Raw genomic sequence first — 13,502 nt, forward strand, 5'->3', positions numbered from 1 at the left:
AAAGTCGCCTGCGCGTTTTCCACAAGAAACCGGGTGCCACTTCGCCATGGAACAGTATTTCGAGACTGCGCGGGCGTCTTCGCCTACAGAGATAAGGCGAGTGCAGGTTGGTGGAACTGCGCTACAGTCTGGATTGTGGCTCTCGTCAGCATCCGAGTTGTGAAGGAATGCTTGACCTCATAAAACGACCTGCAGAGAAAGGCTTACATGCTCAAGCCGACCCAGGCTGGAGTTATTGCCGCAAAGGAGGCAGAGCGCGCAGAGGCGTTTCCCTCGTCCTTATCAAAATTCTATCCCCACCTGCGCCACAACGCGCCGCGTTGTGAAGGGATGTTTGACCTCGCGCATTTCCGTCACCAAGTCGGCGAACTCGATAATCTCCGGCGGCGCGTCCCGTCCCGTCAGAATGACGTGCATGTGCGCCGGACGATTTTTGATGGCCTCAATGACTTCTTCGGTCGTCAGCCAGCCGAAGTTGAAGGCGTAGGTGATCTCATCCAGCGCCACAATGTCGTAGTCCGGCGACTGAAGCTTGGTCAGACAAACCTCCCATGCGCGGCGAGCTGTCTGGCGGTCCTGCTCCGGGTTGTTGGTGTCCCACGTAAAGCCGTCGCCGAGCGGGAGAATCTCAAAGCCGAGCTTCTGGGCGCTCTGGATTTCGCCGTAAATGCCAAAGCGCGGGTCTTTGGTCGTCTTGATGAATTGCAGCATGACGACCTTGAAACCGTGGGCGACGGCGCGCATGAGCGTCCCCAAAGCGGCGGTGGTTTTGCCCTTGCCGTGGCCGGTGTTGACGATGACCAGCGGCGTACGCTTGCGCTTGGCGGCGCGCGGAGCAAGGTCGTTCACGGAAGGCTGGGACTGTGGTGCGTCGGTCATACAGTGGCGCAATCCGGGGCGGTGGATTCGGGAAAAATGGGGGTCGGGCGGCCGTCGTCGCTCATCGCCACGTAAATCACATCGGCTTCTGTCACCCGAACGACGCGGTTCGGCTCATTCATTCGTTCGGCGTCCACCGTCACACGCACGGTGATAGATGTGCGCCCAATCTTTTCGACACGGGCATAGAAACTCACCGTATCGCCGACGTACACCGGCGCGACAAACACAACTTCGCGCATGGCGACCGTTACATAGCGATGAACGGCGACGCGCCGGGCTTCAATCGCGCCGGCCAAGTCAATGTAGCTCAGGATGACGCCTCCGAAAATCGTCCCCAGCGCGTTGGTGTCGCGTGGGAGCATCGTCGTCCGAATGGCGGGTGTCGCCGCAGACGGTGATTCAGTCATAGGGCGATAGGTGCGATGGGGACGAGTGTGGAGGATAGCCATCACGCTAGGGCATTCGTTGCAAGCCGGTCAATAGTTCGTTAGCATCCGCCGCCTATGCGCTCCCTTCGTGCACTGCTCGCCGTCTGGGTGACGGGACTAACGTTGGGTCTGTGGCCGCTGGCGCTTGGGCAAGATCGCTACGTAGCCGACCTGACGAGTCCCGACCGCCAAACGCGCCGCCGCGCCGCCGCCGCACTGGGCAACCGCCGCTTGCAAGCGGCCGTACCGGCGCTGCTGGCGACACTCAAAGACGATTTGGACGCGGGCGTGCGTGCCGCAGCGGCTGTGGCGCTCGGCAAAATCAAAGCCCCGGAGGCGATTCCGCCGCTGGTGAACGCGCTGCGTGAACCGGACGCTGACGTACGCCGCGCCGCTCTGCGCGCGCTTCTGATGTTTTACATCGAGGATGACATCGAGTTTGTGTTCGCCCGCCGGCGCGGCCTTAGCCGCTTCAATCCATTTCTCGAAACGGACGAGCCGACCACGGTGCTTGCTGGAACGGTCGTCGCGCCAGAAGTCCTGCAGGCCCTTGCCGACACCATGCGCGACGACGCCAATCCTGACAACCGCCGCGCGGCCGTCCGGGCGCTAGGCGTCTTGCGCGCGGATGCGATGGCGTCAGCAATGGTCGAGGCGCTGGGCGACCCGGCGTTGCGTATGGATATTTTCCGTGTCTTCGTCAAGCTGGGGCGGCCGGAGTACGGCATTCATATTCTGCCGTATCTCAACGACCGGGACGCCGACGTGCGGCGGCAGGCGATTGACGCGGTCGGCCGCTTGCGTACGCGCGAGGCCGTGACCCCTTTGATGGCACGCTACCGTGCAGCGCGACCAGGCGACGATCAGCAGACTGTCATCCTAGCTGCGCTGGCGCGGATTGGCGATCCGGCGAGCGAAACCATCTTCAGCGAAAACCTCAACCAGCGCAGCCCCGAACGTCGCCGTTTTGCGGCCGAGGGTCTGGGGCGCTGTGGCGCGACCGCTTATGTGGATCGTCTGCTGAACGACCGCCTGACGGAAAAAAACGAGTCGGTGCGACTGGCGCAGGCGTTTGCCCTGTACCGATTGGGGCGGACGGATTTTTTACAGGAGGTCGTCGGTCAACTTGATTCGCTGCGCCACGGCGCACAGGCGGAGTCCTATCTGTATTCACTGACGCGCAGCGCCGATTTGCATCCGTACCTGCGCAGCGCCGGGGTGCGCGGAATAGAGCGGATGATGCGTGCGATGGAGCGGATTGGAACGCGCGACGATCTGCCGGTTTTACAGCCGCTGCTGCGCAGCAGTGACCGGCGGATCGCCAATGCCGCCAATCGCGCCATCCGGCAAATTGAGGCGCGCGCCGGCGTGGCGCGGGATTAGCAAACATGTGGAAAGAAGGACGAATGGTTGAGATTGCAGGTGCAACCGACTTCAGCTATAAACGCCGACTTTTGAAGCCGGGTAAAAGCGAGGTGACTGGGTATGGCGAAAGTTTGTCAAGTAACCGGGAAGCGCCCCATGTCGGGCAACCATGTTTCGCACGCCAACAACCGTACGAAGCGCCGTTTCCTACCAAACCTGCAGCGTCAGCGGTTCTGGGTGCCGAGTGAGAATCGGTGGGTGCGGCTGCGTCTGTCGGCGCGGGCTATCAAGACCATCAATCGGTATGGCATCGAGTACGTCCTGAAGCGGATGCGCGCCGAAGGGAAAAAAATCTGACCAAAACGTCTGTTGGCAAACCCAGAGGCCGCCGCATTTGTCGTTTGCGGCGCGCAACTTTGACTTTGAGAGGACGGCGTATCGCCGTCCTCAAGTTTTTTCGGAAGTTGGTCTTCCGACAATCCACTAACCTTGGCGTGTTTGCGGAGGATCGCCGTTCAGGCGACCAAACAGCGCCAGTCACGGCGCTCGAAGCCGGTTGTGTCGGGGACGGCAGTTGGGCTATGTAGGGCGGAAGTAACCTTCGCGGGACAAGGGGGACGACCGGCATGGCCTATGAAGCTATCATTGTCGAAATCAAAGGGGCGATTGCGCGGGTGACGCTCAACCGCCCAGATACGCTCAACGCCATAAACCAGGCTATGATCAACGAGCTGACCACGGCATTCACTGAACTGGCGACGAACAGCGACGTGCGCGCCGTGGTTGTCACCGGGGCCGGCCGGGCGTTCTCATCCGGCGGCGACATTCGCGGCATGCTGGCCGCCGGGGCGGACGCAACGGCCGACACGGTACGGGCGATGATTGAGCGCGTCAATCAGATGGTGTTGGCGCTGTATGAACTACCCCAGCCGGTTATTGCGGCCGTCAACGGCCCGGCGCATGGGTTAGGGATGAACTTGGCGTTAGCGGCCGACTACCGTATTGCAGCGATGAGCGCCAGTTTTTCGCAGGCGTTTATCAAGATTGGGCTGGTGCCTGACGGCGGCGGCACGTTTCTGTTGCCACGGATTGTGGGCTGGGCGTGCGCGGCGGATCTAATGCTGACAGGACGCACTGTTCCGGCCGGCGAGGCTAAAACCATCGGGCTGGTACACCAAACTGTCGCCGACGCCGAATTCATCAACGCAGTCCAACTTTGCGCCCAACAGTTCGCCGCCGCGCCGACGCAAGCCATTGCGCGAACCAAAGCCCTCCTCCGCAGCAGTCAAACGGCCGACTTAGCGACGCAACTTAACGCGGAGTGTGAGCATCAGGCCGCCTGCGCCGCGACGGCTGACTTTCGCGAAGGTGTCACGGCGTTTCTTGAGAAGCGCCCACCGGTGTTTACCGGACGTTGATGTTCTGAAAAACCGGGTGTAGTGCGTATGACCGTTGTGCCGCTCCGGAACGGCAGCCCGCCTGTGGCGCTTCACGAGCGCGCCGAGGCGAACCTGCGCTTCATCCGTGAAACTATGGAGCGGGCTGCGCTGTTTACGGCTGTGCCAGGCTGGGGTATGGCGGTCGTTGGCCTGACGGCATGCGCGGCGGCCGCGGCTGCCGCCGCCCAACCAACGCTCCGGCGGTGGCTGCTCGTCTGGATAGGCGAAGCCATCCTGGCGCTCACGATTGGCTCTGCTGCGATGTGGCGCAAGGCGCGGCGGCAGGATCATTCGCTCGCTTCGGCGGCGGCGCGGCGGTTTTTCTTCGCCTTCGTTCCGCCGCTGGCGGTCGGCGGCTTGCTGTCCATCGTGCTGGTTCAGCACGGCGCATACGATGTCTTGCCCGGTATGTGGTTGTTACTCTACGGTACGGGAGTCATGGCCGGCGGTGCGTTCTCGGTGCGCGTCGTCCCGCTACTGGGATTGGCGTTTCTCCTGCTGGGTGGCGTGACGCTGTTTCTCCCCCTTCCGCTGGCGAACTGGGCGATGGCGCTTGGGTTTGGGGCGCTTCACTTTGGTTTTGGGCTAGTGATTGCTCGAAAGTATGGCGGCTAAACGCAAACCAAATAAGTCGGAGGTTTTGTCCGCGACGCCGAAGGTGGTGGTGTCGGCCACTAAGGTTGCGTCGGAAAGCGTGGATAAGCTCATTCACGAGCCGGTGCGGCTGGGGGTGCTGTGTGCATTGGCCGGTGTTGAGCGGTTGTCCTTTGTCGAGCTCAAACGACTGCTTTCCACCACCGACGGTAACCTGAGCGTCCACCTGCGCCGCCTAGAAGAAGCCGCCTACTTGACCTGCGAAAAGCGGTTTCGCGGACGAACGCCACATACAACCTACCAACTTACAGACGCTGGGCGGGCGGCGCTGGAAGCCTACGTCAACCACATGGAAGCGCTTGTCCGGCATGCCAACCGTGTCTTCAAGGTGCGGTAAGCGGTCTTTGAATCGCCTCGGAAGACGAACCCTCTGATTTACTGAGGCCGCCTGAAAAACGGACGCTACGCTGACGACAAACACCGCGCCAGCGCGAGAGCACTAGGCGCCTTCGCAGCAAGCGCGCAGACGCGGTGCGGTTTCTTCGGGAATCGTGTCATTGATGAACGCGCCGGCTCCGCTTTCACTCCCCGCCAAGTACTTGAGCTTGTTCGCCGTCCGGTGCGGGGGCAAAAACTCAATGTGAAAGCGAACGTAAGGGTACGCGCCGCCGTCGGTCGGCCGCTGGTGCAGCGCCATAATGTACGGCAGCGAAAAGCCGAACAGCCGGTCGTAGCCGACCAGCAGCGTCTTCAGAATCTCCGCCAGCCGCCACCGCTCGCGCGCGTCGAAGTCCGTCAGCGCCGCGACATGTCGTTTCGGAACGACCAGCGTCTCGTACGGATAGCGCGCAAAAAACGGGACGAAGACGACAAAGGCCTCGTTTTCGCAGACTATGCGCCGGCCGTCGCGCTGTTCTTCGGCCAGTACGTCGCCCAGCAGGTCGCGTCCGGTCGCGTTCCAGTGCTGTTCCGCCTGCGCCAGCTTGCGCGCAATGCGCGGCGGAATGAACGGATAGGCGTAGATTTGACCGTGCGGGTGATGCAGCGTCACGCCAATGGCTTCGCCCTTGTTCTCGAAAATATAGACGTACGCCACATCGTCCCGTGCGCCAAGTTCGGCGAAGCGGTCGCTCCAGACAAGGATGAGCCGCCGAATGCGCTCGACGCTTTCCTCAGCCAGCGTCGTTGTATGCCGGTCGGTATAAACCACAACTTCACAAACGCCCTGCGCCGGACGGACGGGGTAAAGCGCGCAACCGTCAACGGCCGGCGGCGGCGGCGACGCCTGCAAGCTCGGAAAGCGATTTTCAAACACAACGATGTCGAAGGCGGGCGTCGGAATCTCGGTTTCAAACGCGCCCGGTCGCGTCGGACACAGCGGGCAGTAATCGGCCGGCGGCAAGAAGGTGCGTTCCTGGCGGTGCGTCGCTGTAATCGTCCATTCACCCAGCAGCGGGTTCCACCGAAGTTCCGACATGACGCGCAGACTCACCCGGCGGTGACGCAGGCGGTTGGTTCGCGTCCGCCGGTTCAAAATCGTAAAATATCAGCCGCCGGCCGTCGGGTTTGGTCACGACGCGCCGGGTCAGCGTTGGCTCCGGCGGGACGGACGACAGTGAACTCATGGCTTTTTGAGCAACGCCGGGGCAAGCAGCGCGCCGCCAAACAGCATCATCGCCAGGCCCCACCAGAGGTTGATGTTAATCCCCAGCGACTTGTCGTAGAAGCCGGGGACGCCGTTTGTCATCCAGCCGTAGCCGACCAGCGCCAGCCCCATCAGCACGAACATCACGCCGATGGGGATGCGCACGTCAAGACCAATGCCGCTGCTCATGCGATTGCCTCTTTCCGCGTCAGAAAAAGATCAGGTTGAGGAGCAGGGTCGCCGCCAGCACGCCGACGGCGAGCGTCGCAGGGCGTCGCCAGAAGCCGACATCTTCCGTCGGTTTCGGCGTCAAGGCATAGACGAGTCCGACGAGTTCTTCATCGGGACGCGGCCGCGTCGCCAAGCTGATGGCGATGGTGACGACGAAGCACACCGTCCAAGCGACGATGGCCGTCCAGAAGGATTGCGCCAACTCGCTGCGGTACAGTGGCAGCAAAACGCCCAGAAAACCGCCTTTGACGCCGACGACGGCGCCTTCCGGCAGGGAGACGCCGTGGTGGAGGGCGGCGGCGAGCGTCCCGGCGACCAACCCCCAGAACGCTCCGTGGCCCGTCGCGCGCTTCCAGAACATACCGAGTAAAAACGTCGCAAACAGCGGCGCGTTGACAAAGGCGAAGACAAGCTGGAGAACGTCCATGATGTTGTTGAAGGCGGCAGCGACGTAGGCTGTCGCCACCGAGAGCGCAATCCCGCCGACCGTCGCCGCGCGTCCCATCCACAGGTAGTGCGCGTCGCTCGCGTCGCGCTTGAAGTAGCTCTGATAAATGTCGTACGTCCAGACCGTGTTGAACGCCGTCACGTTCCCCGCCATTCCCGACATAAACGACGCCAGCAGAGCGGTTAGCCCCAAGCCGAGCATTCCCGGAGGCAAGTAGTGCGCTAGCATCGCCGGCGTCGCCAAGTCATAGTCAATAACAGCCCGCCCGTTTGTATCGCGGACAACCTCGCCCGCATCGTTCATCTTCGGCGGGACGATGCCGACGCTTGCCGCCGCAACCGCCGTTGGCGCGACGGCGCGGCGCGGCTCGACGGTCAGCGCCAGCATGCCGGGCAGGATGACCAGAAAGGGAAACAGCATTTTGGGAATGGCGGCGATGAGCGGCGTTCGGCGCGCGGCCGTCATGGAGTCCGCCGCCATCGCGCGCTGGACAACGAGGAAATCCGTACACCAGTAACCGAACGACAGCACGAAGCCCAATCCCATCGCCAGCCCAAACCACTCGACGCCGACTGGATTGCGCGTCGCGTCACCCATAAACGCCCACGACTGTGTGTAGGCTGTCGGCGCGTAGCCCTGCGCGACCGAGTGCGTCATGAGCCGCGCCTGAAGGCCCGTCCAGCCGCCAACGTCTTTCAATCCAAGCAGCGCCAGCGGCAGAAAGCCGAAGACGATGAGGAAAAACTGCAAAACCTCGTTGTAGATGGCGCTCGTCAGCCCGCCGAGGAAAATGTAGGCCAGCACGATGCCGGCCGCGACCAGCATACTGGCGTCTTCGTCCCAGCCGAGCAGCAGCTTGAAGAGTTTGCCCATGGCGTAAAGCGATACGCCGGACGAAAACACCGTCATGACGGCGAACGAAACCGCGTTGAGCGCGCGCGTCTTTTCGTCGAAGCGCAGCTTGAGGTATTCCGGTACGGAGCGCGCCCGCGAGCCGTAGTAGAACGGCATCATGAAAACGCCGACGAAGACCATCGCCGGAATTGCGCCGATCCAGTAGAAGTGGCTGGTGGCGATGCCGTACTTCGCGCCCGACGCGCCCATGCCGATGACTTCCTGCGCGCCCAGATTGGCTGAAATGAAGGCCAGACCGGCCACCCAGGCGGGAATGGCGCGGCCTGAAAGAAAGTAGTCGGTGCTCGAACGCATGAAGCGTTTGAGCGCCACGCCGATGCCAATCACGAAGGCGAAGTAAATCGCCATCAGAACGTAATCAATCCACGCCAGTCGAACGTCAGTCATGCATCGTGTCGCGCGCGTCGGACTCAGAGCGGCGCGCGCTTGTTCAGTGAAAGCCGAGAGTGAGCTTGCTGGAAGCCGCACGTTAGCGGATTCAACTCACACGGCCAACGTCATTTTCGTTGTGAGGCGGACGGCGGACGCGGTAAGCTGGCCGACTGCCGCGACATTTCCCAGCAACAAGGACGGTTCACGACGTGGTACTGGATTTGTTTCGTCTCGACGGCAAGGTGGCGCTGGTGACGGGGGCGCTTTCCGAAATCGGTACGGCGATTGCACTGGCGCTGGCCGAAGCCGGCGCGGACGTGGCGTGTCATAGCTCGGCGCGCGCGCCGGAGGCGTTATGCGAGCAGATTCGCGCGATGGGGCGGCGGGCGTTGGCGGTGACGGGCGACCTCTACGACCGCGCCTTCCATGGCCACATCGTAGCGACCACCATGGCGCACTTTGGGCGGATAGATATTTTGGTCAACAACGCCAGTACGATTCGGCGCGGCGCGGCCGTTGAACTCAGCGACGAGGACTGGGATTTCATTCTGGACATCAATCTGACGACGGTGTTTCGTCTGTCGCAAATGGTGGCGCGGGACATGCTGGCGCGGGGGTCGGGCAAGATCATCAACATCGCTTCACTGCTGGCGTTTCAGGGCGGCTGGCAGGCGCCGGCGTTCGCTGCGTCAAAGGGCGGCGTCGTCCAGTTGACGAAGTCGTTGGCCAACGAGTGGGCGGCGCGCGGCGTGAACGTCAACGCCATTTCGCCGGGCTACTTTGAGGTGGAGAGCACCCGTCCGTTGCGGGAAGACCCGGTGCGGTATCGCCAGATTACGGAGCGCATTCCGGCCGACCGCTGGGGACGGCCGTCCGATTTGGCGGGTGCGGCGGTGTATTTGGCGTCGGCGGCGAGCGATTATGTACACGGCCACGTGCTGGTGGTGGACGGCGGCTGGATGGGTCGGTAGCGCGCTGTCAACTTGGGACAGGCGGCGCAGCGCTGTCCTACAAAGTTACCCAGTACGTCCCAGATAGGTTGGGCCATGAGTAGGGCGGCTTGCTGCACTCCGATAGCGGGCTGCCGCCCCCCTTGCTCGGCAAGTTACGCTAACGCTCACCAGTCAGCGCCAAGTCATCGCGGTGGATGACTTCGTCGTGAGCGCGGAAACCTAACCGCTGCGCGATTTCCGACGACTTTAGTCCGCGAATTGCCTCAATCTCGCTCGCGCTGTAGCTTGACAGCCCACGGGCAAATTCGCGTCCCTGCTCGTCCCGACACGCGACGACATCCCCAGCCGCGAACTTTCCCTCGACACGAACAATCCCCGACGGCAACACACTCTTCCCCTGCGTCACCACAGCCCGCACCGCGCCTGCATCCAAAGTCAGTGCTCCCTGCGGACGCAGCGCGGCGATCCACCGCTTGCGCCCGCCAAGTGCGGCGGCAGCCGGCGCAAACAGTGTCCCTACGTCGTCACCAGCAAGAACCCGCCGGAGAACATCAGGTGTACGACCGTTGACGATGACCGTCGTCACGCCAAAGCGCGCCGCTGTCTGGGCGGCAGTCAGCTTGGATTGCATTCCACCCGTCCCAAACACGCTTGTCCCCGACGACGCTAGCGCCAGCGTCGCCGCGTCCACTTCCGGGACGAAAGATAGTCGTCGCGCATCCGGGTGGCGTTTTGGATCGCGGTCAAAAAGGCCGTCCACATCCGACAGCAGCACCAGCAGGTCGGCGTCCACGATGTTCGCCACCAGCGCGCTCAAAAAGTCGTTGTCGCCAAACTTAATCTCCGCCGTCGCCACCGTGTCGTTTTCATTGATGATTGGGACGATGCCCAGCGCCAGTAGGGTGCGCAGGGTGTGACGGGCATTGAGAAACCGTTCGCGGTCGCGCGCGTCGTCGTAAGTCAAAAGCACTTGCGCCACCGGTGTCGGCGCAAACGCCTGCTCGTAGTAGCGCATCAGCAGCGGTTGTCCAATCGCCGCCGCCGCCTGCTTGAAGGACAAATCCTTGCCGAGCGGGAGGCGGCGCGCTTGCAGTTGGGTCATCCCGCAAGCGACCGCGCCGGACGACACCAGAACCAGTGTTCGGCCGGCGTCCCGAGCGGCGGCGCACTGCTCGACCAGCTGGCGGAGGACAGGTTCGACAAGACCGGTTTTGGGTTCGACGAGAACGTTGCTGCCGACTTTGACAACGATGCGCCGGACAGCGGTCAACTGCACGCGGGCGGCGTGGGCCGCATCGGCGGCAGTTTTTCGACAGGTCGCTTCCGAGGAACAATCCATAGGCGTCATCTAAAGCCCAGCTTACGGTACGCTAAGTTTACCTTGCGGAGAACTCGAATCCGAAGCCGTACCGGGTTTGTCGGCGCATCAGCCGTCCACGGCGAGCCAACAAAGAAAGAGGACGGCTGTAGAGCCGTCCTTGATTTATGAGCAAGCCGGGCAACCGCCATCGGGCTGCCCAGTTCATCCAGCGGCGGCGGGCGAGGGTCAGTCGCCGAAAAGTCGCGCAATCCCGCCGCGCGCCATTTTGTTCACTTGTGTAAACCGTCCACCGAGCACTCAAGTCCTCCGTCTCCTCTGTCGCCTTTTGTTTGCTTGTCAATGGAGACGTCTTCAGGTGCAGTCGCACGCCTCGCGCCAACCGCGGGGCAAAACCCGTGCCGCTGTCAAAGGTAGTCCGCCTATCGCTCTGCCCGCGCGCGCAGTTCGGCGTAGAGGGCGAGGACCTGCCGTCGCGTTGGCTCAAACCCTTCTGACGTATCAATCTCAAAATCGGCGTAGCGCCGTTTTTCGTCTGACGACATTTGCGCGGCGATACGGCGTTCGGCTTCTTCGCGCGACAGCGCATTGCGCGCCATCAACCGTGCAAGTTGAATATCAGGCCGACACCACACAACCACTACTACGTCAAAGCGCCGGTAGCCGCCAGACTCAATGAGCAGCGCCGCGTCTACAACAGCGATGCCGTGGGGATCGCGCGCCTCGACTTCACGCAACAGCCGATCTTGCTCGGCATGGACGCGCGGGTGGACAATTGCATTGAGGCGCGCGCGCGCCTCCGCATCCGCAAAAACAAGGCTGCCGAGCCGTGCACGGTCGAGCGTCCCGTCGGGCGCCAGAACGGACTGGCCGAACGCGGCGACAATCTCCGCCAGCGCTGAAGTGCCGGGCTGAACGACGGCGCGCGCGATTTTGTCAGCGTCGAAAACATGGCAGCCAAGCTCGGCCAGAACTGACGATACAAATGACTTACCGACAGCAATACCGCCCGTCAACCCAACACGAAGCATGTTGCTTTCCTAGCTTCGGCGATGCGCCGCCTGTTTTTGGATTGAAGTCGCACTGCCCGCTGTGCAGGCTGTCTGCGATCCGAGTTTATAGCGCGCAGAGCCATCGCCTCTTGGGAAACAGCTGGATGCGTTATGCCTACAGGCTAGCCCTGAGTTGATGCTGGCATCAGGACGCCTTAGACCTTATGTAGCGCCGCTGGCGTCTGCCTCGTCGTGGCGGTGCTGGTTGGCCAAGGCCCTCGCTCTGTGCGCCTCCGCGAGACTTGAGCAGGGTCAAGCAGGTAGAGGTGGACTTATCCTCAACCGGCGGCGAGAAGTTCATCAAGGCTGCGACGGATACGGTAGTAGTCCTCCAGCAGCCGATTGACGCTGACCACGAAGGGAATCTGCGCGGCGGCGGCCTCTTCAATGCGGGCTTCAAGCGCGGCGGCTTCTGGGGTGTTAGGCGGCGTCTGTTCCTCTAAGGCCATCAATTCGTATACGTTTTCACCGCGTGGGTGGTGATGGTAGCAGTGTGTCACAAAAGCCAACGTCAAGCCGTCTACAATCTGGTGCAAAAGATCGGCGTCCGCCGTGGCGAAGTCGTTGAACAAAAACGAGTCAGAAGCCACACCAAGGGCGCGCGCCAGTTCGTGGATGCGATGAACCAGCGTTGCTTCGAGTGCAACTGGCGACGGCGCCCCGGCGTTAGTCATGGCGTGTTGGTGTCAATCATGAGCTTTTCAGACATGGCAAACAGCAACTTCTGGCGGGCGCTTACGCCATTGCGACGCGACGCCTGCCAGAGCGCAACGGCTTGTGAGTACTGCTCCTGAATCTGAGGCGTATGGCCCTCGTGGGCGAGTTGCTCACCTAGTGTCCGAATTTGACGCAATGCGCGTTCTTGCTCCTGTCGTGCGTGGATCAATAACCGCATTTGAGTTGCCAAGTAGGCTTCTAATTCGGCCGGTGACTGAGGCACAACAGCCGACTCATAAACCTCGTCAGCGTACTGTGGCAGTCCGTTGCTCTGATTTGCCTGCCCTCCACGTTTACCTTTGGCATTCTTAGCGACGTTGCTGTGCTGGTTGCCGTTGTGGTTGCCACCTCTGCGTGATTTGCGGTGTTGCTTCATCGGCACAATGCCCTTCGTGTCGAATGTGTGGTGGGGTTGATAAGCGTGTAACGCGGCGTATGCGCGCGACACAGCTTTCCATCAAAACCGGCTCGGGACAGCGCCAGTCGCAGCCGAACGAACAAGCCCGGCTGCGACCGATTGTAATGGTTTCAAGTCCCCTGTCAACTTACCGACTGGTCGGGCGGACGCAGCCGGCTGGCGCTACAGATTAGTTTGGAGAATGGTTTTGATGCCGCTGGTGACTTGATCCACGACCTTGCTCAAAATCTCGATGTTCTGCGTAAGCTGATACATACGCGCCTGCAACGCCAGCAGCTCACCCTTCGACAGTTCGTGGTCGGAGTTGAGCATCGCCTCAATCTGCTTCCATTGATCTTCCACCTGAGAAAACCGCGCTAGGATGTCCGCCGGGCGTTGGTTGGGCGACATCCCGTGAATGCCGTCCCGGAGGGCGGAAAGACGAAGCCGCACATCGTCGAACTGTAAACCGAAGTCCCCTGCATTGGGGTCAGTGTAACGCTTGATGAGGTCGGCGCGGAGCTGTTCAAGCGTGACGCCAGAAACGCCGCTGCCCTGCTGCAAAATGTTGACCGGTTGCTCCGCCATTTGCTGCAGCACCGACTCAAACGACCTACCGCCTGCCCCAACCTGTGAGCCGGTCGGCTGGTGTGGTGTGCTGGTTGAAGGAACACCGGCGGAAACGCCGCCAATCTGTCCGCTCATCGTTGCTGATCCTTTCGTTGTTGTGGCCTCAAGCCAAGGCT

At 61.7% G+C, this 13,502-nt stretch carries 18 protein-coding genes; 7 read left to right on the forward strand and 11 right to left on the reverse strand.

Annotated features, from left to right (window positions below; all coding sequences use genetic code 11):
- Positions 1 to 282: 282 nt before the first annotated feature.
- Entirely contained in the window at positions 283 to 879 is a 597-nt protein-coding gene (gene cobO / locus NZ585_04795) for a cob(I)yrinic acid a,c-diamide adenosyltransferase (protein ID MCS7079355.1), read from the reverse strand.
- Entirely contained in the window at positions 876 to 1,289 is a 414-nt protein-coding gene (locus tag NZ585_04800) for an acyl-CoA thioesterase (GenBank protein ID MCS7079356.1), read from the reverse strand. Before NZ585_04800 ends, cobO begins: the two co-directional genes overlap by 4 nt.
- 96 nt (positions 1,290 to 1,385) lie before the next feature.
- On the opposite strand from NZ585_04800, the gene NZ585_04805 reads away from it, so the two are divergent.
- The 6 genes from NZ585_04805 (at position 1,386) to NZ585_04830 (ending at position 5,105) form a co-directional block, all read left to right on the forward strand.
- Positions 1,386 to 2,693, forward strand: a complete 1,308-nt coding sequence (locus NZ585_04805) for a HEAT repeat domain-containing protein (GenBank protein MCS7079357.1) — start codon at positions 1,386 to 1,388, stop codon at positions 2,691 to 2,693.
- 102 nt (positions 2,694 to 2,795) lie between these two features.
- Positions 2,796 to 3,032 carry a 50S ribosomal protein L28 gene (gene rpmB / locus NZ585_04810; protein MCS7079358.1) on the forward strand — a complete coding sequence of 79 codons (237 nt, stop codon included), beginning with the start codon at positions 2,796 to 2,798 and terminating at the stop codon, positions 3,030 to 3,032.
- A 59-nt stretch (positions 3,033 to 3,091) separates the two neighbouring features.
- Positions 3,092 to 3,262: a hypothetical protein gene (locus NZ585_04815; protein MCS7079359.1), complete on the forward strand. Its 171-nt coding sequence runs from the start codon at positions 3,092 to 3,094 to the stop codon at positions 3,260 to 3,262.
- A 39-nt stretch (positions 3,263 to 3,301) separates the two neighbouring features.
- Positions 3,302 to 4,093 carry an enoyl-CoA hydratase-related protein gene (locus NZ585_04820; GenBank protein MCS7079360.1) on the forward strand — a complete coding sequence of 264 codons (792 nt, stop codon included), beginning with the start codon at positions 3,302 to 3,304 and terminating at the stop codon, positions 4,091 to 4,093.
- 27 nt (positions 4,094 to 4,120) lie between these two features.
- Complete coding sequence (locus tag NZ585_04825; protein ID MCS7079361.1) at positions 4,121 to 4,729, forward strand: hypothetical protein; 609 nt, start codon at positions 4,121 to 4,123, stop codon at positions 4,727 to 4,729.
- Positions 4,719 to 5,105, forward strand: a complete 387-nt coding sequence (locus NZ585_04830; protein MCS7079362.1) for a transcriptional regulator — start codon at positions 4,719 to 4,721, stop codon at positions 5,103 to 5,105. Before NZ585_04825 ends, NZ585_04830 begins: the two co-directional genes overlap by 11 nt.
- A gap of 102 nt (positions 5,106 to 5,207) precedes the next feature.
- Here the strand turns inward: NZ585_04830 and galT are convergent, their stop codons facing one another.
- The 4 genes from galT to NZ585_04850 are packed head-to-tail and all read right to left on the reverse strand — an operon-like array spanning position 5,208 to position 8,334.
- Positions 5,208 to 6,185, reverse strand: a complete 978-nt coding sequence (galT, locus tag NZ585_04835; protein ID MCS7079363.1) for a galactose-1-phosphate uridylyltransferase — start codon at positions 6,183 to 6,185, stop codon at positions 5,208 to 5,210.
- Entirely contained in the window at positions 6,151 to 6,333 is a 183-nt protein-coding gene (locus NZ585_04840; GenBank protein MCS7079364.1) for a hypothetical protein, read from the reverse strand. The genes galT and NZ585_04840 overlap by 35 nt, the downstream gene beginning before the upstream one ends.
- Positions 6,330 to 6,542: a hypothetical protein gene (locus tag NZ585_04845; protein ID MCS7079365.1), complete on the reverse strand. Its 213-nt coding sequence runs from the start codon at positions 6,540 to 6,542 to the stop codon at positions 6,330 to 6,332. The genes NZ585_04840 and NZ585_04845 overlap by 4 nt, the downstream gene beginning before the upstream one ends.
- Positions 6,543 to 6,561: 19 nt before the next feature.
- A complete protein-coding gene (locus NZ585_04850) occupies positions 6,562 to 8,334 on the reverse strand; it encodes a sodium:solute symporter family protein (protein MCS7079366.1) in 1,773 nt (590 codons plus the stop codon).
- Between the two features lie 194 nt (positions 8,335 to 8,528).
- Between NZ585_04850 and NZ585_04855 the strand changes: the two genes are divergently transcribed.
- Positions 8,529 to 9,290, forward strand: coding sequence for an SDR family oxidoreductase (locus tag NZ585_04855; GenBank protein MCS7079367.1), 762 nt, complete (start codon positions 8,529 to 8,531; stop codon positions 9,288 to 9,290).
- A 139-nt stretch (positions 9,291 to 9,429) separates the two neighbouring features.
- Here the strand turns inward: NZ585_04855 and proB are convergent, their stop codons facing one another.
- The 5 genes from proB to NZ585_04880 all read right to left on the reverse strand — a co-directional run bounded on the left by proB (position 9,430) and on the right by NZ585_04880 (position 13,461).
- Positions 9,430 to 10,611, reverse strand: coding sequence for a glutamate 5-kinase (gene proB / locus NZ585_04860; protein MCS7079368.1), 1,182 nt, complete (start codon positions 10,609 to 10,611; stop codon positions 9,430 to 9,432).
- A gap of 401 nt (positions 10,612 to 11,012) precedes the next feature.
- A complete protein-coding gene (gene coaE, locus NZ585_04865; protein ID MCS7079369.1) occupies positions 11,013 to 11,621 on the reverse strand; it encodes a dephospho-CoA kinase in 609 nt (202 codons plus the stop codon).
- A gap of 299 nt (positions 11,622 to 11,920) precedes the next feature.
- Positions 11,921 to 12,316, reverse strand: a complete 396-nt coding sequence (locus tag NZ585_04870; protein MCS7079370.1) for a hypothetical protein — start codon at positions 12,314 to 12,316, stop codon at positions 11,921 to 11,923.
- Complete coding sequence (locus NZ585_04875) at positions 12,313 to 12,807, reverse strand: hypothetical protein (protein MCS7079371.1); 495 nt, start codon at positions 12,805 to 12,807, stop codon at positions 12,313 to 12,315. Before NZ585_04875 ends, NZ585_04870 begins: the two co-directional genes overlap by 4 nt.
- A 132-nt stretch (positions 12,808 to 12,939) precedes the next feature.
- Positions 12,940 to 13,461, reverse strand: coding sequence for a hypothetical protein (locus NZ585_04880; GenBank protein ID MCS7079372.1), 522 nt, complete (start codon positions 13,459 to 13,461; stop codon positions 12,940 to 12,942).
- Positions 13,462 to 13,502 lie beyond the last annotated feature (41 nt).

Source organism: Chloracidobacterium sp., from assembly GCA_025057975.1.
GTDB lineage: Bacteria > Acidobacteriota > Blastocatellia > Chloracidobacteriales > Chloracidobacteriaceae > Chloracidobacterium.

Bases quoted from the DNA above. Each gene is read 5' to 3' on its own strand.
- NZ585_04850 (MCS7079366.1), bottom strand. From the start codon at position 8,334: ATGACTGACGTTCGACTGGCGTGGATTGATTACGTTCTGATGGCGATT.
- NZ585_04830 (MCS7079362.1), top strand. From the start codon at position 4,719: ATGGCGGCTAAACGCAAACCAAATAAGTCGGAGGTTTTGTCCGCGACG.
- NZ585_04800 (MCS7079356.1), bottom strand. From the start codon at position 1,289: ATGACTGAATCACCGTCTGCGGCGACACCCGCCATTCGGACGACGATG.
- NZ585_04805 (MCS7079357.1), top strand. From the start codon at position 1,386: ATGCGCTCCCTTCGTGCACTGCTCGCCGTCTGGGTGACGGGACTAACG.
- cobO (MCS7079355.1), bottom strand. From the start codon at position 879: ATGACCGACGCACCACAGTCCCAGCCTTCCGTGAACGACCTTGCTCCG.
- coaE (MCS7079369.1), bottom strand. From the start codon at position 11,621: ATGCTTCGTGTTGGGTTGACGGGCGGTATTGCTGTCGGTAAGTCATTT.
- NZ585_04880 (MCS7079372.1), bottom strand. From the start codon at position 13,461: ATGAGCGGACAGATTGGCGGCGTTTCCGCCGGTGTTCCTTCAACCAGC.
- proB (MCS7079368.1), bottom strand. From the start codon at position 10,611: ATGGATTGTTCCTCGGAAGCGACCTGTCGAAAAACTGCCGCCGATGCG.
- galT (MCS7079363.1), bottom strand. From the start codon at position 6,185: ATGTCGGAACTTCGGTGGAACCCGCTGCTGGGTGAATGGACGATTACA.
- NZ585_04845 (MCS7079365.1), bottom strand. From the start codon at position 6,542: ATGAGCAGCGGCATTGGTCTTGACGTGCGCATCCCCATCGGCGTGATG.
- NZ585_04840 (MCS7079364.1), bottom strand. From the start codon at position 6,333: ATGAGTTCACTGTCGTCCGTCCCGCCGGAGCCAACGCTGACCCGGCGC.
- NZ585_04870 (MCS7079370.1), bottom strand. From the start codon at position 12,316: ATGACTAACGCCGGGGCGCCGTCGCCAGTTGCACTCGAAGCAACGCTG.
- rpmB (MCS7079358.1), top strand. From the start codon at position 2,796: ATGGCGAAAGTTTGTCAAGTAACCGGGAAGCGCCCCATGTCGGGCAAC.
- NZ585_04820 (MCS7079360.1), top strand. From the start codon at position 3,302: ATGGCCTATGAAGCTATCATTGTCGAAATCAAAGGGGCGATTGCGCGG.
- NZ585_04825 (MCS7079361.1), top strand. From the start codon at position 4,121: ATGACCGTTGTGCCGCTCCGGAACGGCAGCCCGCCTGTGGCGCTTCAC.